Source organism: Streptomyces sp. SID12488, from assembly GCF_010548275.1.
In the GTDB taxonomy this organism is placed as follows: Bacteria; Actinomycetota; Actinomycetes; order Streptomycetales; family Streptomycetaceae; genus Streptomyces.
Genome location: NZ_JAAGLT010000008.1, coordinates 197,269 through 217,262 on the forward strand (window position 1 = coordinate 197,269; position 19,994 = coordinate 217,262).

At 69.5% G+C, this 19,994-nt stretch carries 15 protein-coding genes and 4 pseudogenes; 8 read left to right on the plus strand and 11 right to left on the minus strand.

Going from position 1 to position 19,994, the window contains the following annotated elements; translation table 11 throughout:
• Window positions 1–321 precede the first annotated feature (321 nt).
• From G3I56_RS15835 to G3I56_RS15845, 3 genes are read left to right on the plus strand one after another with little or no spacing between them, the layout of a single operon-like run.
• Window positions 322–2,082 (plus strand): diacylglycerol kinase family protein, encoded by a 1,761-nt coding sequence (locus G3I56_RS15835; RefSeq protein ID WP_164409614.1) that lies wholly within the window; start codon window positions 322–324, stop codon window positions 2,080–2,082.
• Complete coding sequence (locus tag G3I56_RS15840) at window positions 2,083–3,036, plus strand: YihY/virulence factor BrkB family protein (protein WP_164409615.1); 954 nt, start codon at window positions 2,083–2,085, stop codon at window positions 3,034–3,036.
• Window positions 3,037–3,849: a phosphatase PAP2 family protein gene (locus G3I56_RS15845; RefSeq protein ID WP_164409616.1), complete on the plus strand. Its 813-nt coding sequence runs from the start codon at window positions 3,037–3,039 to the stop codon at window positions 3,847–3,849.
• 141 nt (window positions 3,850–3,990) lie between these two features.
• Here G3I56_RS15845 and G3I56_RS15850 read toward each other — a convergent pair whose 3' ends face one another.
• From G3I56_RS15850 to G3I56_RS15870, 5 genes are all read right to left on the minus strand, one after another.
• Window positions 3,991–4,563: a hypothetical protein gene (locus G3I56_RS15850; RefSeq protein WP_164409684.1), complete on the minus strand. Its 573-nt coding sequence runs from the start codon at window positions 4,561–4,563 to the stop codon at window positions 3,991–3,993.
• Between the two features lie 148 nt (window positions 4,564–4,711).
• Window positions 4,712–5,377 (minus strand): DUF5825 family protein, encoded by a 666-nt coding sequence (locus tag G3I56_RS15855; protein WP_164409617.1) that lies wholly within the window; start codon window positions 5,375–5,377, stop codon window positions 4,712–4,714.
• Window positions 5,378–5,479: 102 nt separating this feature from the next.
• The gene (locus tag G3I56_RS15860) at window positions 5,480–7,381 is read right to left on the minus strand and encodes a RiPP maturation radical SAM C-methyltransferase (protein WP_164409618.1); all 1,902 of its coding nucleotides are present in this window, start codon (window positions 7,379–7,381) and stop codon (window positions 5,480–5,482) included.
• A 268-nt stretch (window positions 7,382–7,649) separates the two neighbouring features.
• Window positions 7,650–9,425, minus strand: coding sequence for an alpha/beta fold hydrolase (locus G3I56_RS15865; RefSeq protein WP_343239951.1), 1,776 nt, complete (start codon window positions 9,423–9,425; stop codon window positions 7,650–7,652).
• The gene (locus G3I56_RS15870) at window positions 9,422–10,723 is read right to left on the minus strand and encodes an MFS transporter (protein WP_164409619.1); all 1,302 of its coding nucleotides are present in this window, start codon (window positions 10,721–10,723) and stop codon (window positions 9,422–9,424) included. The genes G3I56_RS15865 and G3I56_RS15870 overlap by 4 nt, the downstream gene beginning before the upstream one ends.
• Before the next feature lie 582 nt (window positions 10,724–11,305).
• Here G3I56_RS15870 and G3I56_RS15875 point away from each other — a divergent pair.
• Window positions 11,306–11,977 carry a hypothetical protein gene (locus G3I56_RS15875; RefSeq protein ID WP_164409620.1) on the plus strand — a complete coding sequence of 224 codons (672 nt, stop codon included), beginning with the start codon at window positions 11,306–11,308 and terminating at the stop codon, window positions 11,975–11,977.
• Between the two features lie 137 nt (window positions 11,978–12,114).
• On the opposite strand, the gene G3I56_RS15880 is transcribed toward G3I56_RS15875, so the two are convergent.
• The 4 genes and pseudogenes from G3I56_RS15880 to G3I56_RS15890 form a co-directional block, all read right to left on the minus strand.
• On the minus strand, window positions 12,115–13,725 hold the full coding sequence (locus G3I56_RS15880) for an alpha/beta hydrolase (protein ID WP_164409621.1): 1,611 nt from the start codon (window positions 13,723–13,725) through the stop codon (window positions 12,115–12,117).
• A gap of 291 nt (window positions 13,726–14,016) precedes the next feature.
• Window positions 14,017–14,640, minus strand: coding sequence for an aminotransferase class III-fold pyridoxal phosphate-dependent enzyme (locus G3I56_RS44720; RefSeq protein ID WP_343239952.1), 624 nt, complete (start codon window positions 14,638–14,640; stop codon window positions 14,017–14,019).
• Window positions 14,540–14,998 (minus strand): annotated as a pseudogene (locus G3I56_RS44725) (aminotransferase class III-fold pyridoxal phosphate-dependent enzyme); the annotation flags it as partial. The gene G3I56_RS44720 and the pseudogene G3I56_RS44725, both read right to left, overlap by 101 nt.
• 292 nt (window positions 14,999–15,290) lie before the next feature.
• On the minus strand, window positions 15,291–15,878 hold the full coding sequence (locus tag G3I56_RS15890) for a TetR/AcrR family transcriptional regulator (RefSeq protein WP_203689950.1): 588 nt from the start codon (window positions 15,876–15,878) through the stop codon (window positions 15,291–15,293).
• Window positions 15,879–15,962: 84 nt separating this feature from the next.
• Between G3I56_RS15890 and G3I56_RS15895 the strand changes: the two genes are divergently transcribed.
• Window positions 15,963–16,901, plus strand: a complete 939-nt coding sequence (locus G3I56_RS15895; RefSeq protein WP_203689951.1) for an alpha/beta hydrolase — start codon at window positions 15,963–15,965, stop codon at window positions 16,899–16,901.
• A 390-nt stretch (window positions 16,902–17,291) separates the two neighbouring features.
• On the opposite strand, the gene G3I56_RS15905 is transcribed toward G3I56_RS15895, so the two are convergent.
• Together G3I56_RS15905 and G3I56_RS15910 are read right to left on the minus strand one after the other, a co-directional pair.
• Window positions 17,292–17,645, minus strand: coding sequence for an arylamine N-acetyltransferase (locus G3I56_RS15905; RefSeq protein WP_343239953.1), 354 nt, complete (start codon window positions 17,643–17,645; stop codon window positions 17,292–17,294).
• A 116-nt stretch (window positions 17,646–17,761) separates the two neighbouring features.
• Window positions 17,762–18,205, minus strand: coding sequence for a beta-ketoacyl synthase N-terminal-like domain-containing protein (locus tag G3I56_RS15910; RefSeq protein WP_239134914.1), 444 nt, complete (start codon window positions 18,203–18,205; stop codon window positions 17,762–17,764).
• Window positions 18,206–18,431: 226 nt separating this feature from the next.
• Here G3I56_RS15910 and G3I56_RS43850 point away from each other — a divergent pair.
• The 3 pseudogenes from G3I56_RS43850 to G3I56_RS15920 all read left to right on the plus strand — a co-directional run.
• Window positions 18,432–18,898: pseudogene (locus G3I56_RS43850) on the plus strand (4-hydroxy-3-methylbut-2-enyl diphosphate reductase); the annotation flags it as partial.
• 276 nt (window positions 18,899–19,174) lie between these two features.
• Window positions 19,175–19,420: pseudogene (locus tag G3I56_RS15915) on the plus strand (DNA-binding response regulator); the annotation flags it as partial.
• Between the two features lie 261 nt (window positions 19,421–19,681).
• A pseudogene (locus G3I56_RS15920) lies at window positions 19,682–19,987 on the plus strand (transposase); the annotation flags it as partial.
• Window positions 19,988–19,994 lie beyond the last annotated feature (7 nt).

Below are 19,994 nucleotides of genomic sequence, written 5' to 3' on the forward strand. Positions count from 1 at the left end.
AGCTCGCCACGACGGATTTTCCAGAAGCCGTCGATGTGGTGCGCCAAGTCCTTGCGGACCTCGCCGACGACACCATGGACCCGGCCGCGCAGCCGCACGATCGGCTCATGTGGCAGGAGTGTGCGGCTTCGACTCGAACACACGCGGTTGCTGCGGGCAATGCCCCACCGGCACCTTTCGTGCGTGTCCGGGGCGAGGATTCGTGGATTCCCACGTGGCGGAGTGTCTGCGCCTCGGCTTCGGGGGCATACGGCGGTGGATCGGGTGCGAATGCCACCCGGCCGATGTCCGCCGCGAGCCGCCGCCCCCGTGGGAGCCCTGATGCCGACCGCCGTACCGGAAAGAGCCGCAGGAGCGGCTGGAGAAGGACCCGACGCGGTCCGGCCGGGCCACTCGTTCGTCCTGCCGCGCGGGACCGGCAGGACCGCCGCGCGCATCGGTGCGCTGACCGTCTGCCAGGCCGCCCTGATGGTGGGCTTCGGGCTCCTGATCACGGGGCCCGCCCGGAACGTGTGGCCGCTGACGGTCGAGGACAACGTCAACGAGGGATTCGAGCGGATCCGTACGGGCTCGCTCACCACCGTGTCGTACCTCGGCTCCGAGGCGGGCAACACCCTCACGGTGATCGCCATCACCCTGCTGAGCTGCGTGGCTCTGCTGCTCGTGCCCCGGCTGCCGATGTGGCGGCAGGCGGTCTTCCTCGCCGTCGCGGTCTCGCTCCAGGCGCTGGTGTTCCTGACAGTCACCGAGTCGGTGGACCGTACCCGCCCGGACGTGTACCGCCTCGACGCGTCCCCGCCCACGTCCAGTTACACCTCCGGCCACACCGGCGCGGCCACCGCGCTCTATGCCGGGCTCGCGGTGCTCGTGCTGTCCCGGGTCCGCAGGCCGTGGCGGTGGCCGCTGGCCGGGCTGCTGTTCCTCGTGCCGCTGGCCGTCGGCGTCGCCCGCCTCTACCGGGGCATGCACCACCCCACGGACGTGATCGGCGGAATGGCCAACGGCACCCTGTCCCTGCTGATCGTCGGCCGTGCCCTCTTCACCGACGGGTCCGTGGCCGCCGTCCCCTCGCCGAGGACCGGGCCCGACGACGCCACCGCCGGGGCCGAGCAGCGCAAGCCCGGCAGTACCGCCGTGATCTTCAACCCCACGGTGACCGGCGAAGCGGCTCGCGAGAAACTGCGGCGGATCCTCGAACAACACGGCCACCGCGCACCGGCGTTCATCGAGACCACCGCCGACGACCCGGGCACCGGCCAGGCGGCGGGCGCGGTCCGTGACGGAGCGACACTGGTCGTGGTCTGCGGCGGCGACGGAACCGTCAGGGCCGCCGCGGACGCCCTGGCGGGCAGTGGAGTACCGCTCGTCGTGGTGCCCTGCGGCACCGGCAACCTGCTGGCCCGTAACCTCGGCCTCCCGCTCAACCCCTCCGACGCCCTTGACGCCGCACTGTCCGGGACCCCTCAGCGCCTCGACCTCGGCCACATCGAGGGCGACGGCCTCGCTCCCACCCACTTCACCGCGATGTCCGGGGCCGGGCTCGACGCCGCGATGCTGGAACACACCGACGACCGCGCCAAGTCCGCCGTCGGCTGGCCCGCCTATGTACTCGCCGGCGTCGCCACCCTGCGCACGCCCCGGATGCGGCTGACGGTCCGGCTCGACGACGCGCCCGTCCTGCACCGCACGGCCCGCATGGTGCTCCTCGCCAACGTCGGCACCGTACAAGGCGGTCTTACGCTCCTCCCGGCGGCCCGGCCCGACGACGGACTGCTCGACCTGCTGATCCTCGACCCGCGCGGCCCCGGCGGCTGGATGCGCGCCCTGGGCATCCTGATGCGCGGCCGCAGGCGGCAATCGCGGCCCACGACCGTGGACACGCTCGTACCCGAGGACACCGGCACCGGCACCGGCACGAAGGGCGTACCGGTCGAGTTCCTCACCTTCCGGCGGGCCGAACTCACCTTCGCCGCACCGCAGTCGCGTGAACTCGACGGTGACCCGGTGTCCCACGGCCGACGTCTCACCGCCGAGGTCAGGCCCGGCGCGCTGACCGTCCTGCTGCCGACCCGGGAGAAGTGAATGGGCACCGCCACCAAGGTCCCCCAGACCCGCGACATGACCGGCGACGAACTCTCGGCCGACGAGGCGCTGACGTCGCTGCGCCGCTACGGCCGCTGGCCGCTGCTGCGCGACTCCTTCGTCCGGTTCCGCTACGCCGACGGCTTCAGCCACTCCCGCGCGCTGGCCCTGCAGACGGTGCTGTCGGTGATCCCGCTGGCCATCGCCTTCGTCGGGCTCTCCACCGCGCTGCACACGGAGAACATCGGCAGACTCGCCGAACTGACCATCCACCGGCTCGCGCAGGGGCCCAGCGCCGACGTCGTCGACGACGCACTGGACCGCAGCCGCGACAGTGCGGGAGACGGCGCCCAGATCGCCCTCTGGTTCGGCCTGCTCTTCTCACTGGTCAACGTCACCACCGCGATGTGCCAGATCGAACGCGGTGCCAACCGGATCTACGGCAACGAACGGGACCGCCCCTTCCACAAGAAGTACCTGCGCGGGCTGGTGATGGCCCTCAGCGCAGGAATCCCGCTCGGCCTCGGCTTCATCATGATGGTGGCCGGTGGCGACCTGGCCGCCGCGGCGGTGACGGTGTACCACCTGGACGGGGACGCCAAAACCGTCTGCGACATCCTGCGCTGGCCCTTCGGCCTGCTGCTCGCTCTCCTCTCGGCCAGTGCGATCTTCCGCCGTTCCCCCCGGCGTCGGCAGCCCGGCTACACCTGGCTGGCCTTCGGGGCCGCCGTGTATCTCGTGCTGTGGACGGCCCTGACCTGGCTGCTGAGCCTGTACCTGGGCATCAGCGGGTCCTTCGACACGATCTACGGCCCGCTCAGCGCCTTCATGTCGCTGCTGATCTGGGCCTACCTGACCTCCATCGCCCTCTTTCTGGGGCTGTCCTTCGCCGCGCAGTTGGAGGCTGCGCGGGCGCTGCGGCCCGGTCCGATCACAGCCGACCCGGGAGTCTGAATGGTGGTCCGCGCCACGGCCCAGCGCCTTCGTGACCGTCGCCGCCGGGCGGCCGACCGGAAATTCGGTATCCACCTGCTCGGTGCGGCCGCTGTCGCCGCCGTTGCCGCCGTCCCCTTCGGCCTGCTGCTCGTCCTGGTCGAGGGCCACTGGCAGCCGCTGCGCCGTCTCGACGCGGGCGCGGCACGGAAGTTGAACGAGACCGCCCTCGAACACCCGGCGTGGACGGACACCCTGCGCTTCCTGTCCAACTGGGTGTGGGACCCGTTCACCCTGCGGACGGTCGTCGCGCTGCTGACTGTGTGGCTGCTGTATCGACGGGCCTGGCGACTCGCGGCCTGGTCCGCCGTGACGGCTGTGACCGGCGGAGTCGTCGGACTGCTGGTCAAAACAGTGGTCGAGCGGGCCAGACCGTCCCTGGTGGACCCGGTAGCGCACGCACCGGGCTTCTCCTTCCCCTCCGGCCACGCGATGACCGCGACCACCTCGTTCGCCATCCTGCTGCTGGTCCTGCTGCCGATGGTGCCGCGCGCTCTGCGGACGCTGTGCTGGTGCGTCGCGGTCGTGTCCGTGCTCGGCGTCGGCTTCACCCGGATCGCGCTCGGCGTGCACTGGTTCAGCGATGTCGTGGGCGGCTGGCTCCTGGGCCTCGCCGTCGTCGCCCTCACCGCCTGGGCCTTCGAGGCCTGGCGCAGCGACGCGGGCCGCGGACACGCCGAGTTGCGGGAGGGACTGGAGCCCGAACTCACCGGCGCCCACCCCGAACCCGGCCCCTCCGGCCGGGAACATCGCGCCGGATCCGTACGCGACTGACGGCCGAGTCCGAGAGAGCCTGGAACCAGGCTGATCAGATCTGCCCCTGATCCTCAGGCAGTCCGTCGCTCAGCATGCCCGATGGGCGGACTCCACGAGATCCTCGCCGGAGCCGAGCCGTGCGACGCTCACAGGCGAGGTCTAGCTTGTCCAGCTGTGGGCCACGTCGACCACCACCCGGTCGTCCAACTGGAGTACGCGGAACGGCAGTCGGGCGCGCACGCCGACAGCGACCTGCGTCTGGCCCTCGAAGGTGCCGCCGAACCGGGTGTCCCGGAAGGTGCTGTACCCGCTGATGTTCACGCCGGGCAGGGGCTTGCCCACCACGCCCGGGTAGGTCGGTACGCCGGCCTCCAGGTCGAAGCTCCACGCGCCGACACGGATCTCGAGGATCGCCCCGCCGGCGACCGGAATGTACTTGCCCGAGGGGTCCGCGTAGAACCGGTCCACGTACTGGACGTGGTAGTCGAGCTGGCCCCCGCCGGGCACGTCGAACACGACGCGGTCGTAGCACTCGTGCTGTCCGGTCCTGATGTCCTCCAGATGCTCGGCCCCCACGGCGGCACCACCCTTGGCGCCGCTGCCCCAGCCCGTCGGGCAGACCACCGCCGCACGTGAGCCCTCCGCCGGGGCCGCGCCCGCGGTGCTCGCCGCCGTCCCCAGCGTGGCGCCCGCGACCACGAGCACCGCCACTGCCGCTCTGATACCTCGCATCATGTCCCCCTAGGTCACGATTGGTCGTGTAACTCCGATTGCCAGGTAAGACGGCCCGCGGCACCGGAAGGTTGTACGCCAGACGGGGCAAAAGGTGAATCTTGCCGTCCGTGAGATTCCTTCAAGGACGCGGGTCTCGGCGCACTGACTAGATCACCCTCGCGGCCTGTGGCCACCTTCGTACGTGGTAGGGCATCCACCACAGGAACTCTCCCAGCCTGGCGGCCAGTTCCTCCTGGAGGAAGTCGTCCACGATCGCGGTGGGTACGGCGTCGACCGGGGCGCCGTCGGCGAGCAGCTCGATCGCCGCCCGGTATTCGGGCTCGTCGATGGTGAACCGGCGCAGTTCGCCGCGGCGCCGGTCGCGGACCTGGATGAATCCGGGCCCCTGCCGGTAGATGCACTTGCAGATGTAGTAACCGTCGCGCCAACGCCGTAGCGTCCCGTCCGGATCCGGCACCCCCAGGACCGCGGTCGGGGGGTGCAGATGACTCAGCGGGATCCAGGCGTCTGGACCGGCTGCGGGACGCACCTGCCAGTCGACCGCGATCGCCAGGCTCGTGAGGTCTCCGACGAAGCTCAGCGCGCGTACCGCCCAGGCGGCGTCCGTCTCGTCGGTCAGGTCCACGGGACGGGGCAGGACGACCCTGCGGGCCCCGGCATCGAAGAGCCGTCGAGCCGCGTCACCGCCACTGCCGTCGACATCCTGGGAGCCCAGGCGCATGCCCGCGAGCTCGTTCGCGGCTTCGTCGTGGTCACGCCAGGCTGTCACTGTGAACGCGCAGGACAGGGTGGGAGCGGGTACCGCGGTCATCGTCGTCTCTCTCCTTCTACGGCTCGAACGACCAGCTGCGCTGGAGGTGGACCCTGAATTGCGGCGCGGACCGGCTCCGCGCCCACGCGGGACGCGCGCGGCTCAGGCGGGCGCCGCCGCCAGTTCCTGGGCGGGGGACTGCCGCAGGGAGTGCATCCTCAGCAGCTCCTCGTTGACCGCGGGCACGGCCACCTGCACGACGTGGCCCCCGTTCTCGAAGATCAGCCCCAGCTCCCGCCAGCGCCGGAGGATCTCCCTCAGTTCGCCGTCGCCGGCCGCGTCGGTGTGCTCCGCCCGGAGCTTTCGTACGGCCGCGGTGACCGAGTGGGGCTGGTCGAGCAGGCGGAACAAGGCCACTTCGACGGGCTCGGTCAGTTCCAGCACATGCCAGTCGAAGGCACGCCGGGCACTGACCAGGACGAACCGGTCGCCGAGGTCGCAGTAGGTGAGACGGCTGCCGGAGTAGGACAGTTTCCACTGCCTGATCGCCGCGTTGAGCCGTCCCACGACGGCCTCGCCGACGCCGCGCGGCGGTACGTCGAACACATAGGCAAGATCGAACATCTCGGATTCCGGCAGGTCGTAGGTGAGCCGGTACGGCTCGGCGGGCCGCAGATCCGAGAAGCCGAGTCCGGGATCGTTGAAGTAGGGGCTGAAGCGCTCGATGGCGATCCTGGCCGATTCCTCCACCGGAGGGTTGAGGTGTTCCAGAGCCGGGAGCTGGACCGCCACCTCGTCGTAGTCCTCGGCGGCCTCTCCCGGGAAGCCGTGGAGGTAGTTCCAGACCACTGACAGTCCGGCGGCGGCGCCGTCCCGCATCATCCGCACGTTCTGGCAGCCGGTGACGCCCTTGTCCATCAGACCGAGCACCCTGCTGCTGAGGCTCTCGATGCCCGGCTGGACGTAGATCAGACCCGCGTCGGCCAGGGTCTGCAGCTGGCCGCTGCGCATGTTCGACTTGATCTCGTAGTGCATCCGGAGGTCGAGACCGCTCTCGATGATTCTCGGCAGGAGCGAGGTGACGTATCCCATGTCGAGGATGTTGTCGACGACGTACATGTCCAGAATCCGGTGCCTGCGGGCGAGTTCGACGATCTCGTCGAAGAACGCGCTGGGGTTCTTGCTCCTGAACTGCATGAACGAGCCGTTCAGGCCGCAGAACGTGCAATGGTGCTTCTCTCCCCACCAGCAGCCGCGGGCGCCCTCGACGACGAGTTTCGGTTCGACCCACGACCCGGCGGAGGAGGCCGAGAGCCGCTCGAAGTACCCGGTGTAGTCGGGTGACAGGATCGCGGCGGGCGGCAGCGGCTTGGTGCTCATGGCGTTGGCCGTGGCCCCGCCGTCCGTATCGCGTCGGCACAGCCCGGGGACGTCGGCGAGATCACCGTCCCCATCGAGTGCCCTGAGCAGGGAGGGGAATGACTCCTCGCCCTCGCCGCGTACGACATGGTCGACGAACGGGAAGTTCCGGTGCACGGCCTCGCCCTGTTTGCCGTCGCAGTTGGCTCCCCCCATGACGGTCACGATCCCGGGAGCGAGCCGCTTGACCTGCTTGGCGGCGGCAAGCGCGGCGGTGTTCTGCTGGAAGGTGGAGGTGAATCCGACGACATCGGGTTCGAGCGCGACGATGCGTTCGGCGATGTGCCGGACGAATTCGGGGGCGGCCGCGTGGAGTTCCATCGTCATCGCCATACGTTTGCCGGACAGCCGGTCGTTCATGGCATCGGCGAATTCCGCTGCCCTCCACTGCGTGTCGTCGTAGAGGGCCGATGAGAAGACCCAGTCGCCGCAGCCGAGGAAATAGGAGGCGAGGGAGTAGTAACCGTAGTCCCCGAGAGCAAAGTCCGTACGCTCCGTCACCCAGTCCACGAAATCGATGTTGGCGTGCATGATCTCGGCCCGGCCGCCGGGAACGTGTTCGTCGACGCTGCGCTTGAGAATGCCGAGGGCCAGCGACGGGAGATCGATCGGCGCCCAGGGCATGTTCACCAGGAGTACGCGCACGGCTTGCCTCTTTTCATGGGTCGGGATCGTGCGGCCGGACGGGGGCCGGCTCGCCGCCGAAGCGCGGGCCGACCCCCGGTACTGCTATTGCTCTTCGTGATCCTGTTCGTCGGCATTGCGGAATCGGATGACTATGCCGACTCCGACAGCACGGTTCTCGTCGGTGTCCTCAAGCGGGTCGTCGTGAAATATGTCCTTCTGCATGACACACACCCCCTCTCTGTCGATCGGATCTGGGCTGGGCCGTGGTGGTGCTGTGCACCCCGGCTCACTGCGGAGCCGGGACGTCTGGGGCCGGTGTGTCCCGGGCCGGGCTGCCGGCCAGGCTCCGGCCGAGGAATCGCAGGGATCGTTCCATGACGGCCACGTGCTCGGCGCCGTCGTAGCCGTCGTGTCCCGAGTCCAGCCAGAGCAGCTCGTGCCGGACCGAGCCCGCGCGCAGGGCGGCGAGGTACACCTCGATCTGCTCGGGCGGGCACTTGGCGTCGTTGCGCGCGGCGACGATGAGCAGCGGGGAGCGGACCGAGCCCGCGCAGGTGGCGGGCGATGCGCGTGCATAGCGCTCGGGCACTTGGTCGGGGGTGCCGCCGAACAGGGCGGTGTCCAGGGCCTGGAGGGCCGGGGTGGAGTGCCGGAAGGACGTCGCGCAGTCGGCCACCGGTTTGACGGCGACCCCGGAGTTCCACAGCTCCGGGTGGGTCCCGAGGGCGAGGAGGACGAGGTAGCCGCCCCACGAGGTCCCGCACAGGCCGACCGCGCCCTCGCGGCCGATTCCGCGGCGCAGCAGCTCTGCGCGGACCCGTACCAGGTCGGCGACCTGGGTATGGCCGACGCCCTCGGTGTAGGCGGCGCGCCAGGAGGGGCCGTAGCCCGTCGAGCCGCGGTAGTTGACCCTGGCGACGGCGAAGCCGGAGCCGACGAGGGACTGGACCATGGGGTCGTAGGCGTCGCGGTCGTGGCCGGCGGGGCCGCCGTGGACGAGGAACACCAGCGGGCAGGGCTGCGGCCGGTCGGCGGGGGTGGTGACCAGGGTGTGCACGGGGCCGTCGGGTCCCGGGGTCCACAGGTCCTGGTGGCGGCCGAAGGTGGGGAGCCGCCAGCCGTCCTGACCCGGCAGCCGTGCACCTGACAGCGACATGGTGCGCGGCGGAGTGACCGCGTCGGTCCAGATGTAGTGGACGTCCCCGCCGGTACGAGGGGCGGCGTCGAGGACGCTCCCGACGGGGACGGGCAGTGCTGTGACGGTGCGCCGTGCCGGATCGGCGGTGAACAGACGGCTGCGGCCGTGCCGGTCCTGGCGGAGCAGGATCCGTTCGCCGTCCGGGTACCACCGGGCGGTGGTCTCCGTGCCGAACGAGCACCAGGGGTACAGCTCGACCCCGTCCGGCAACCGCCAGGTGCCGAGGCGGTAGCGGCCGTCCCGCTCGCACATGACCAGCAGAAGGGGGTCGGCGGAGCCGGGGGAGAAGCCGAGGGCCCAGATGCGGCCGGTGGCGCCCGACAGGGTCGCGACAGTGGTGCCGTCGGGGGCGGCAAGGGTGACCGCGCGGGCGGAGTGGGCGGGTCCGGAGACCGCCAGGAGGTCGCCCCGGGGGGCCAGGTCGCACAGCCGTGCGTGCCGGCCGGCACGCAGCACCACCGTGTCAGGGCCGCCGCGCCGGCCCAGGTGGACACGGAGTCCCTCAGGGTCTCCCAGCCCGGCGGCCACCACGCCCCTGTCGGTCATGGCCAGGCCGCGCGGCCGGCCGGGGGCCGCTCCCGGGAATGCCGGGGTGTGCGGCCCGCCCCCGAAGTCCTGGACCCGCCAGTGCCCTTGGCCACGGCGGTCCTCGTCGAACCACCAGACGGCCGCGTCCCCGTCGATGGCGGACAGCAGGGTGCCGTGGGGGCGGTCGGTCACCTGGCGGGGGACCGCGGTGGCCCGGTCCCAGGTGAAGATCTCGCAACGGCCCTCGGCATCGCCCGCGTAGACCATCAGGTCCGGGTCGGTCGGGCAGACCGCGGGCAGTACCGGCCGGTACACGCCGTAGCCCCGCCCGGTCACAGCGGGCCCCCGTCGGATGCGGACACGGAATCGCGGGTGTGACGCGGTTCCGTGTCAGCGTCGGGCCCAGGGCCGTCGGCGCGCAGGTACTTCACGCGGAGAGTCGCGTACAGCGCGAGCAGTCCCAGGGCTCCGGCGCAGCCGAGCCCCACCGTCCTGCCTCCGTACGCGGAGACCAGGACCCCGGCCGCGACGGGCGCGAAGGCCGCCAGGCCTTCCCCGGCCGTGCCCAGTACGGTGCCCACGCGGGCCTGCAGGGTGTCGGGCACCACGAGGACGGCCCGCGCGTGCAGGACGATGACGACGGACGGCGCGGTGAACGAGACGGTGCCGAGCAGCAGCCCGTAGGCCCAGGTCCTGGTGGTGAACGCGAGCCCGGCGGCGGCCGGCACCATGGCCCACGAGGCGGCGGCGACGACCAGCGCACTTGGCACGCGCCGTACCAACCAGGGTGCGGCGAGCGCGCCGATGAGCCCGCCGAGGCCGGAGAAGGTGAGGATCAGGCCGATTGACGACGCGCTGGCGCCCCGGCCCTGCGCGCTGAAGACGGCGTGGTAGTAGAGGGCGCCGAGCACGGCGTTGAGGCCTGCGGTCCACAGCATCACGAAGCGAAGGAATCCGTCGGTCCAGACGAACCGCACGCCGTGGGCCAGATCGGAGACGAACGAGGTGGCCGGGCCTTCCCGTTCGGGCGTCAGTTCGGTGCGCACGGCCCGGACGAGGACCGCGGCGAGGAGGAAGGAGAGTGCGTCGGCGAGGAACGGCACCCATCTGGCCGCCTGGTACAGGACGCCGCCGAGGGTGGGCCCGACGATCTGGGTGGCCTGGTCACGCGCCTGCAGGCTGCCGATCGCGCGGGGGTAGTCGGCCGGCGGCACGAGCCTGCGGATCGTGCCGTGGGCGGCGGCCATATAGCACGCACTCGCCACCTGTTCCACGACGGCGGCGGCGAGCAGGTGGGCGAAGAGAGTCCTGCCCCACGCCACCGCGGCGAACACCGTTCCCATGGCGGCAGCCGCCGCGAGGGCGGAGCAGATCATCATGGGTTTGCGAGGCCATCTGTCCGCGAGCACGCCCGCGAACGGGGAGGCCACCAGTCCGCTCACCATCGCTATGGACGCAAGCATTCCCACGAGGCCCGGCGGATATCCAGCTCCCAGCAATACCAGGGGCAGAACGAGGACGGACGCGCAAGTACCGAGTCCGTCTATCGCGCCGGCCGTCCAGAATAATCGAAAATCCCGCTTCTGAAGAAAGGAGGAAGGCGGGGATAATTCTCCCGGGACCGACCTGCCCATCAGCAGGAAGAGTTAACTTTTGAAGTGCGCGAAAATACCCTCACAGCGGACCCTCCCGCGTCGATCCCCGGCCTCGCGCGGGGGTGAATTCAGCGCTGCTCGCCATGGAGCGCGCCCAGCGTAGCGAGCCTCCCGGCTTGCCGCAATACCGCGCCGCACGACAGTTCGCGATCTCCATGTGACCCGCCGGGACGGGGTGTGAGCGGCGAGTTTCCTGTCGAATGAGATATCCGAGCGGCCCGGCCGACTCTTGATCGGTAATAAAGAATCTTGAGAGAAATTCGCGGCTATGGACGTGGTTACCGGAGCCGAGCCCTTCACAAATGGCCCGCCTCGTCGTGCGCCGAGGGCCGGCCGGAGGGCCACGACGCCGTCATCACTGCGGTGTTGGTTCTCCCACACCTACACGGTCAACGACCGGGCAACGGGCCGACGCCCTCTGTCGATCCCTCCTTGACTGTGGACGTGCCCTACGAACCGAAGGGTGGCATGCAGAGAAGAGCGCCGGCCCGTGGCGGTGAGTGAATCTCTGTTGCCCAGGTGGCGCGCAGCCCGCGATCCTGTGGCAATGAGGTTTCCCGAATGCGGCTGAGGCTGCGCCAGTTCAGGCCCCGGACCGGGCCCTACGAGCACCGTGTTGTCCAGCCCCGGCAGCCCCTTCTGCACACCTCGCTGCGTGCCCCGGAACCCATCGGGTTTCTGCTTGGCGACCACGACGGGCTGAACCGGCTCGCGGGCCTGTTCTCGTTCGCCGCCTATTCCCGGCACACCATCGTCCACGTACCGCTGCGCACCAGCCTCCCGCCGGACGAGGGCGTCGGCGAGCCGGTCGACCTCGTCCTGGCCCACCACACGCTCGGCTTGCGCCCCAGCAAGTGGCCCGAGCTGCGGCGCAAGCTGGTGGACGGCACCGCGCTGACCGTCCGCACCGACGAGGCACGCACCGACCGGGACGCCACTTCCTGGCGTGAACGCTGTGAACGGGCCGACAACCGGGACGAGTTGCGGCACGCCACCCACGCCCGAACGTTCTTCCTGTTCGGCAGCCGGGACGTTTTCGCAGAGACCGCCACGTCCTTCGCCTACGCGGCGGGCTGGGGCCCGCACCAGAAAGGCGTGGCCAAGGGGCACTCGGCACTGATGACAGCGCTCCCGTCCCTGGACCAGGGACTCGGCGGCGGCCACCCCTTCGAAGTGCTGGTCTGCTTCCAACCGTATCCGCCCTACGCGCACTTCAGGCTGCCGGGGCGCTGAGCCGGCTGTCGACCGCCGGGCTCGGCGGCACAGGGCGTTACTCGCGGGCAAGCGGGATTCACCAGCAGGTCGGCGGCCGTGCGGAAGGGCGCCCGGCGAACACCGGGCGCCCTCCTCATGTGCCGTGCGGTTCACACTCAGCCGCGGAAGCCGAGCATCCCGTGCAGGGTGGCGCCGTCGGACACCGCGGCGGGTGACTCGGACGTACTGCTCAGCGCCGACTTCGCCGGCTGGGCCTCAAGCGGCTTCGGGTCGGGCAACTTCTGGCAGACCGCGTCGGCCACACCGCTGCCGCGCGGCACCGTGCCGTCGGTCAGGTACTTCACGAGGTACTTGTCCAGGCAGGCGTTCCCGCTCAGCGAGATGCCGTGGTTGCCGCCGCCCTGCTCGACCACCAGGCTGGAGTGCTTGAGCAGGCGGTGGACGGTGACGCCGCCCTGGTACGGAGTGGCCGCGTCGTTCGTCGCCTGGAAGAGCAGCACCGGCGGCAGCTTGGCGTTGGCGACGTTCACCGGCTTCAGCGACTTCGTCGGCCAGAAGGCGCACGGCGCGTTGTACCAGGCGTTGCTCCAGGCCATGAAGGGGGCCTTCTTGTACACCGCCCAGTTGTCCTTCTGCCACTGCTTCCAGTCGCGCGGCCAGGAGACGTCACGGCACTGCACGGCGGCGTAGACGCTGTAGCCGTTGTCTCCGGAGGCGTCGATCGCCGCGAAGTTCTCGTACGCCTTGACCAGCGGGTCGGCGTTCTTGTCGTTGACGTAGGCGGCGAACGCGTCGGCCAGGTCGGGCCAGTAGCCGTTGTAGTAGCCGCCGGGGATGAAGGTGTCCTCCAGCTCCGCGGCTCCCACCTTGCCGCCTGCGGGCTTCTTGGCGAGTTCGTGCTGCATCGCGTACCACTTGGCCTCGATCTTGGCCGGATCGGTACCGAGCTTGTACGTCGAGTTGTACTTGGCGATCCACGCCATGAGCGCCTTGTGACGGGCGTCGAAGGCGTAGTCCTGCGAGATGTTGGCGTCGTACCAGACCCCGTCGGGGTCGACGATCGAGTCCAGCACCAGACGGCGCACCTGGCCGGGGAAGAGCTTGGCGTAGACCTGGCCCAGGTAGGTGCCGTAGGAGTAGCCGAAGTAGTTGATCTTCTTGGCGCCGAGGGACTTGCGGATCGAGTCCATGTCCTTCACGGCGCTGATCGTGTCGATGTACGGCAGAACGTCCGCGTACTTCCGGCCGCAGGCCGCGGCGAAGGACTTGGCGCGCTCCAGGTTCGCCTTCTCGATCGCCGGGGTGCTGGGAACGCTGGCGGGACGTACCGGGTTGAAGTTGCCCGGCTTGCAGTCGAGGGCGGGCTTGCTGGCGCCCACGCCGCGCGGGTCGAAGCCGATGACGTCGTACTGGGCCGCGACCGCCTTGGGCAGCGAGGACGCGACGAAACCGGCGAGACCCAGTCCGCTGCCGCCGGGGCCACCGGGGTTGACCAGCAGAGGGCCCTGGTACTTCCTCGCGGTGTGCGGGACCCGGGACAGGGCCAGGGTTATCTTCCGCCCCTGCGGCCTGGCGTAGTCGAGCGGTACCTTCACCGTCCCGCACTGGAGGGTCGGAGTGTCCTCCGTGCCGCACTTCTTCCAACTGACCTTGGCCACCTGGGCCATGGTCGCGGACTGTGTCATGGCCGCCTCGGCCGGGACGGCCGTGAGGGTCCCGGCCAGCATGACGGTCGCACCACAGAACACGGCTGTGCTTCTTCTCATGAACTTCTTTCAGGGAGTGGGGGGTCACAGGAGACCGAACGAGCACGGTCCTGGCTCAATCCTTACCTAAAACCTGAATATGAGAACCGTTCCACGCGAAGATTTGGGAGTCCTTTGGTCCAGTGCCTCGTCGAACCTTGACAGAGGTCGTCGCCACCCGCTGACCGGACGCCGGGGGCACGCCCCGCTTCGGGCGACCGCACCGGCCGACGCTTCCGTTGGGCGCTCTGGTTGACCAAGCAGGCCAACCAGACCGCTCCTTGCCGTGTGTGCCGTCAACTGGTCGCAGGCTCAGACCACTGCCGAGACCTGGGAGGCGGATAGGGAGGCTCGGGGCACCGTGCGGAGGACGGCGTCGCCGAGAACGTCCGCCACCTCCTTCCATTCGGTCAGGGACATCGTGAGCGGCGGCAACAGCTTCAGCACGTGTCCCTGTCCGGACGTCTCGGCCACGATCCCGGCGCGGAACAGGGTCTGCCGGACCCCGTCCGCGACCGTGGAGTCGGCGAACCTCAGGCCGCTCATCGCTCCCTTGCCGACGACTTCGGCGACCCCTGTGGACAGCGCGGCGGTGACGCCGGCGAGGCTGGTGTGGATCGCGGCGGCCAGTTCCTCTGCGTGCTCGGTGAAGTGCGGGTCCCTCCAGTGGTCCAGGGCCGCTGAACCCGCCACGAAGGCGAGGTTGTGGCCGCGGAAGGTGCCGTTGTGCTCGCCGGGCGCCCACTGGTCGAGTTCGCGGCGGATCAGCAGGGCCCGCCATCGGCAGCCCCATTCCGCTGAGCGACTTCGACAGGCACACGAGGTCGGGGCGGAGTTCCGGGGCGTCCTCGAAACTGAAGAAGCTCCCGGTGCGTCCGCAACCCGCCTGGATGTCGTCCACGACGACCAGCGCGCCCGCCGCGTCGGCGAGTTCACGCAGGCGAGCGAGCCAGGCACGGGGTGCCGTGTGCAGTCCGCCCTCGCCCTGGACCGTCTCCAGCAGGATCGCGGCGGGTGGGGCGGCCTTGGCTTGCGGGCCGAGGGCGTGTTCCAGGACGGTGACCGGGTCGGTGCCGTCCGGGTGGGCGGCGTCGCCGTAGGGGAGGATCGTCACGTCGGTCAGGCGTACCCCCGCCGCCCCGCGCAGCAGCGGTGAGGTTGTGGCGGACAGTGCTCCGAGCGACGCGCCGTGGAAGCCGCCGGTGAAGGCCAGGACCTCGGTGTGCCCGGTGACCTTGCGGGCCAGTTTCAGCCATGCCCGCGTCACCATCATCGCCGATCTCTGCACTGTCATGTCCGCCGACGGGTGTCACCGCGCCCGGCGCTGGCGGGCTGTACACGGAGCCGGCTCATCTACCGGATCCACGAACTCGTCGTGGTGTGCGGCACCGGCTGCCGGTCGTGGTCAGCGCGGCGGTCTGCGCTGTTGTGGCCGGCTGACGCTCCTGCGCGGCGATCGGTGACGGGCTCACCGGGCGGGCCATGACCACAGAGGAGCCGGCCACGAGGCAAGGGATTCCCGACCACTGGCACTACTCGGCATCAGCTAACGACTTTGCCGGGGCCCTGGGTGTCCATCGCGCTGCTCAAGATAGTGGATGTGGTCTCCCGGGGATACGGGCGGCGGCTGCGGCGACGGTTGCCAGGTCTTCGCTCGAGAAGCCGGCGCGGCTCAGCACCGCCAGGGATTTGTTGGTTGCCAGCGTGCACAACGCCAGCTCTGCCGCTTCCTGCTCAACGGCCCCCGCCGCCAGCAACGCCTGCTCCAGCATCGCCCGCAAACCGTCGATCATGGCACGGACCATCGCCTGGCCCTCCGCGTCGAGGGCCGGGAACTGAGTTGCCGACACCGTGAGCAGGCAGCCATCCGGGACCGTCGGGTCGGCGATGCGGTTCAGGGTGACCTGCAGGTAGGCGGCCACAACGGCGCTGGGGCTCGGGTGGGGGCCGGACAGTGCCTGGTCGTACAGCGGGTGGTAGGTCTGCGTGTACCGTTGGAGGCTTTTCCGGAAGAGGGTGCTCTTGTCGCCGAAGGTGCTGTAGAGCGAGCTCCGGCCCAGGCCCGTGCCCTCGGTCAGGCGGTCGATCGAGGCCTCCGAGTAGCCCCAGCGCCAGAAGACGTGCATCGCGCGGCGTAGCGCCTCGTCCACGTCGAATTGCTTGCGGCCCACCATGGTTCGTCAGCCTACACATCTTGCACCGATCGTTTCAAGATGTGTAGGGTCGTCGGCATGACAAGTTGCACTGATCGTTCCAAGATGAGTACGGCCGACGGCGCGACAAGCTTGAGTTCGCTGCGGCTGCCCGACGGGTTCACCGACGTCTTCACCAGCCGGCTCGTGGAGCTGAACGGGCTGCGGCTGCACGCCGTCACCGGCGGGGACGGCCCACCGCTGCTGCTGGTCGGCGGGTGGCCCCAGACCTGGTACGCCTGGCGGGAAGTGATGCCCGCGCTCGCCCGCGAGCACACCGTCGTCGCCGTCGACTCGCGCGGAGCCGGGCTCTCCGACAAGCCCGACGACGGTTACGACGCCGGCACGCTGGCCGCCGATCTGGTCGCCCTGATGGCCGCGCTCGGGCACGACCGGTTCGACGTGGTCGGCCACGACATCGGCATGTGGACCGGATACGCCCTCGCCGCCGATCACCCCGAGCGGGTGGGCCGGCTCGCCGTCGTCGACGCCATAATCCCCGGACTCACGCCGACCCCGTCGGTCTTCAGCCCGGCCGCGGTCAACCAGCGGCTCTGGCACTTCGGCTTCAACCGGCTCACCGACCTCAACGAGGAGCTGGTCCGGGGGCGGGAGCGGCTCTTCTTCGGCTACCAGTTCGCCAAGAAGGCAGCCACCCCGGACGCGATCCCCGCGTACGCCGTCGACGTCTACGTCGATGCGATCGTCGCGGATCCTCGCGGGCTGCGGGCGAGCTTCGCGTACTACCGGGCGCTGGACGAGACGATCGCGCAGAACGAGCAGCGCAAGAAGACAAGGCTGACGCTGCCGGTGCTCGCCATCGGCGGCGCGCGGTACAGCGGGGCGATGGTCGCCGAGACGATGCGGCTGGCAGCCGACGATGTCACCGGGGTGGTCCTCGACGACTGCGGCCATTACGTGGCCGAGGAACAGCCGGCGCGGTTCACCGAGATCCTGGAGGACTTCCTCGGCGGCGAACCGGTAGCAGGCGTGCCGCACGGCTGACACATTCGTGGCGGGTGACGGCAAGGCGTTACGCGGATCCCGCACCGTCGACACTGCCGCCCGGCACGTGATGGCGGCCCGCGATCAGGTCATCGCAGTGGTCCTGCCGACACTGACGTCGACGGCAGGACCAACGGGATCACCGGGTTCCGGCCGCTGCTGGACCAGATCGGCGACCTGCGCGACACACCGTGATCACCGCGGACGGGCTGCGCTGCCGGCGCGAGCACGTCCGGTGCCCGTGCGGAACCTGGCTGCGGTCTTCGTCGCAGGTGACATCGCGGACCCGGTGAATCTTGTTCTCGACGGCCCGGTGCCCGCGGATCCAGGCGGTCAACTGGTACAGGTTGAAGGTGTACGAGTCATAGTTGTCCAGCAGCAAGGTACGCATCATGGACCGTCCAAGATTTTCCAGAGCGTCTGGACGTCGCCCGGTTCCAAGGTGATTCCGAAGATCTCCTCGGGAGCGGAAAGCAGCTCGTTCACGTCGAGTTCCCGGAAGGTCGCCGACTCTGCAGGGCGTATCTCCGTGACAGGGCTGCCGACGAGGAGGTGCCTCACTTCGGGCTGCGTGCGCTGGAGGACCATCTGGTGGTTGAACGGCGAGCGCGGATGCGTGAGGCAGAAGTCGTTGAGGAGCTCGAAGTCCGACGGGTAGCGCACGTCCGTGGTGAAGCCGTAGAGCTCCGCAGGTCCCTCCGGCCGCAGGAACCGCAGCACGTGTTCACCGGTCGGCTCTCGCACGAGGTCGAACGATCAGTCGCTGTCCAGCCGCGAGGCGCAGCTACCTGTGGCGGACGGGTGACAACGATCGGGTGGGCCACAAGTGAGATGCTCGATCGGCCACAAGAAGTGGCGGCTCAGCCGGTCCGCGTAGGGCGCCCCCCATCCGGATGGCACGGTGGAGGAGATCTTGAGGCAGCGTCGCCGCCGAAGGCGGCCTTGATGGCCATGGGCAGGCTGGTCGAGCTGCCTGCCAGGGTGGCGGGGACGGTGCCGGCGTGCTCAAGCGCCTCCCAGCCGAGTTCCAGTACGAGGCGCTGCTGCGGGTCCATGGCCGTGGCCTCGCGCGGGGAGATGCCGAAGAAGGAGGCGTCGAAGAGGTCGGCGCGGTCGAGGAAGCCGCCCCATCGCACGCGTTCGGCGTCCGGCGCGGCTGCGGCGGCGGAGATGGCGTCCGCGTCCCAGCGTTCGGGCAGCGTCTCGGTGATGGCGTGCCGGCCCGCGGCGAGCAGCCGCCAGAAGGTCTCCGGGTCGGGCGCGCCGGGCAGTCGGCAGGAGTAACCGATGACCGCAATCGCCATGCACGGATCGACGCCGTCCTGATAAGACATTTTCTCCACTTCCAGCTTCCCGGCTTTCCACCCAATGGAAAACATCCGGGCCACGGAAGGCTCTCCCAGCCCGGCATATCGTTTCGATAGCGCCGGCTGTGACACCGGGCAGCTGCCGCACGGGGTGGAGAGAAGTGGCTCTTTCCGGATAGCCGAGTCATGGGTACGGTGGTCGCGCAGACATCCTCCTGATCGCCACGAAGGAGACGAAGAGTTCATCGGTATCAGCGGCTATGCCCCCGAACGCATCACCCTGGTCGACGGCCCTCACGACGTCGCATTCCTCCTCGGTACGCGACGAATGCAAAGTTGTCTGGCCCTTCCAGACAAACCTCCCCGTCGACGAAACCATGGAAACCGTCTACGCACTCAAGGCATGCTTCCCGAACCTGACCTACCCGCCCAGCGGCGACATTTGCCACGCCGCGTAAAACCGCCAGACCGCGGTGAAGAAAGTCGCCGAGGACGCCGAACCCATCGCCGAACCCATCATCGTCGTCGGCTCCAGGAACTCATCCAACTCTGTCCGTACTGCAATGGCTCGCCGAGCGCGGCTATGACGATTTCCATACGGTGACGACCGTCGGCAAGTCCATCACCTTTGCCCTCCCGCACGAGCTCCGCCGCAATCGGCGGTGGGTTACCGACCTCCGCGCGAAGTCCACGCCGAGTACGAGAAGTTGCGAATCGCCGCGTGAAATAGACAGTCAGAAGCCTGTCCGGAAACCGCGAGGCCCCTCACTGCCTCACAGACATGCCGCGACAGCTGTTGCCGAGACGGCGATCAGATACACCCCAGGGCTTCGGCGTGGTCGCGGGACGTCTGTTTCGTGATCATGTGAGTCCGAGGAGGGCGAGCGACCTGCTGGTGTCACGGGCGTTGCGCCGAACGCTGGCGGCGATGTTGGTGCTCTCGGCGAGGCGGGGAGCACCGATGGCGAGGCCCCGCGTGTCATGCCCTCTTTACAGACTGCGTACGACGGCCTGACCGAGTGGGAGGCGGAGGTGCTGGTGCTGATCGCGCGGGGGCTGTCCGGCGCGGAGATCATGGAGCGGCTGGTGGGGGCGGAGCCGATGATCAGGGCGCAGGCCAGCAGGGTGTTGGTGAAGCCGGGGTTGCGGGGTCGGACGCAGGCGGCGGTGTTCGCGTACGAGGCGCGGTTGGTGCGGCCGAACGGTCGGTGATCCGTACCGGGTGACGAACCGGGGATCGCTCACGAAGATCAGGAGGAAGCTGTGGCACTGTCCGCCGGGCTGCCGGAGTCCCCTGATCCGTCCGAACAGGCGGCAAGTGTCAGCAGCAGGGCTGCCGTGGATATGAGCGCTGCCGTGGTCCGCATGACCCTTGCCACTATGTGATGTTGAAGAAGACATCACATAGCGGCAGATACGGGCAGGTGATGCACTGGTGTGCGCTGGCCGGCCTGCGCTCCGGCAACGGGAGTTCGAGCAGAGGAACGGTGGCTGCGGTGCCGGCCCCCTTCGATGCCCGTACTGGAGCCCGGCGCCCCCTCCTGGACCGCGATTCTGGACGTCGTCCGGCTCGGGCCGGTGGACGATGCGACCGCGTTCACCGCCGATCAGCTCCGCGCAGTCGTGGAGCGGCTCATCACCGCGGGCCAGTGGAAGCCCGGCGACCCGGACATCACCATCGTCGCCGACGCCGACGCCGACTACGACATCACCCGCCTGGCCTGGGTCCTGCGGGACCTGCCCGTCGAGTTGGTCGGCCGCATCCGCTCCGACCGGGTCAGCGCGT

What these genes read in the sequence shown, in the direction of transcription:
- G3I56_RS15835 (WP_164409614.1), top strand. Translation starts at nt 322, where the DNA reads ATGCCGACCGCCGTACCGGAAAGAGCCGCAGGAGCGGCTGGAGAAGGA.
- G3I56_RS15840 (WP_164409615.1), top strand. Translation starts at nt 2,083, where the DNA reads ATGGGCACCGCCACCAAGGTCCCCCAGACCCGCGACATGACCGGCGAC.
- G3I56_RS15845 (WP_164409616.1), top strand. Translation starts at nt 3,037, where the DNA reads ATGGTGGTCCGCGCCACGGCCCAGCGCCTTCGTGACCGTCGCCGCCGG.
- G3I56_RS15850 (WP_164409684.1), bottom strand. Translation starts at nt 4,563, where the DNA reads ATGCGAGGTATCAGAGCGGCAGTGGCGGTGCTCGTGGTCGCGGGCGCC.
- G3I56_RS15855 (WP_164409617.1), bottom strand. Translation starts at nt 5,377, where the DNA reads ATGACCGCGGTACCCGCTCCCACCCTGTCCTGCGCGTTCACAGTGACA.
- G3I56_RS15870 (WP_164409619.1), bottom strand. Translation starts at nt 10,723, where the DNA reads ATGGGCAGGTCGGTCCCGGGAGAATTATCCCCGCCTTCCTCCTTTCTT.
- G3I56_RS15875 (WP_164409620.1), top strand. Translation starts at nt 11,306, where the DNA reads ATGCGGCTGAGGCTGCGCCAGTTCAGGCCCCGGACCGGGCCCTACGAG.
- G3I56_RS15880 (WP_164409621.1), bottom strand. Translation starts at nt 13,725, where the DNA reads ATGAGAAGAAGCACAGCCGTGTTCTGTGGTGCGACCGTCATGCTGGCC.
- G3I56_RS15890 (WP_203689950.1), bottom strand. Translation starts at nt 15,878, where the DNA reads ATGGTGGGCCGCAAGCAATTCGACGTGGACGAGGCGCTACGCCGCGCG.
- G3I56_RS15895 (WP_203689951.1), top strand. Translation starts at nt 15,963, where the DNA reads ATGAGTACGGCCGACGGCGCGACAAGCTTGAGTTCGCTGCGGCTGCCC.
- G3I56_RS15910 (WP_239134914.1), bottom strand. Translation starts at nt 18,205, where the DNA reads ATGGCGATTGCGGTCATCGGTTACTCCTGCCGACTGCCCGGCGCGCCC.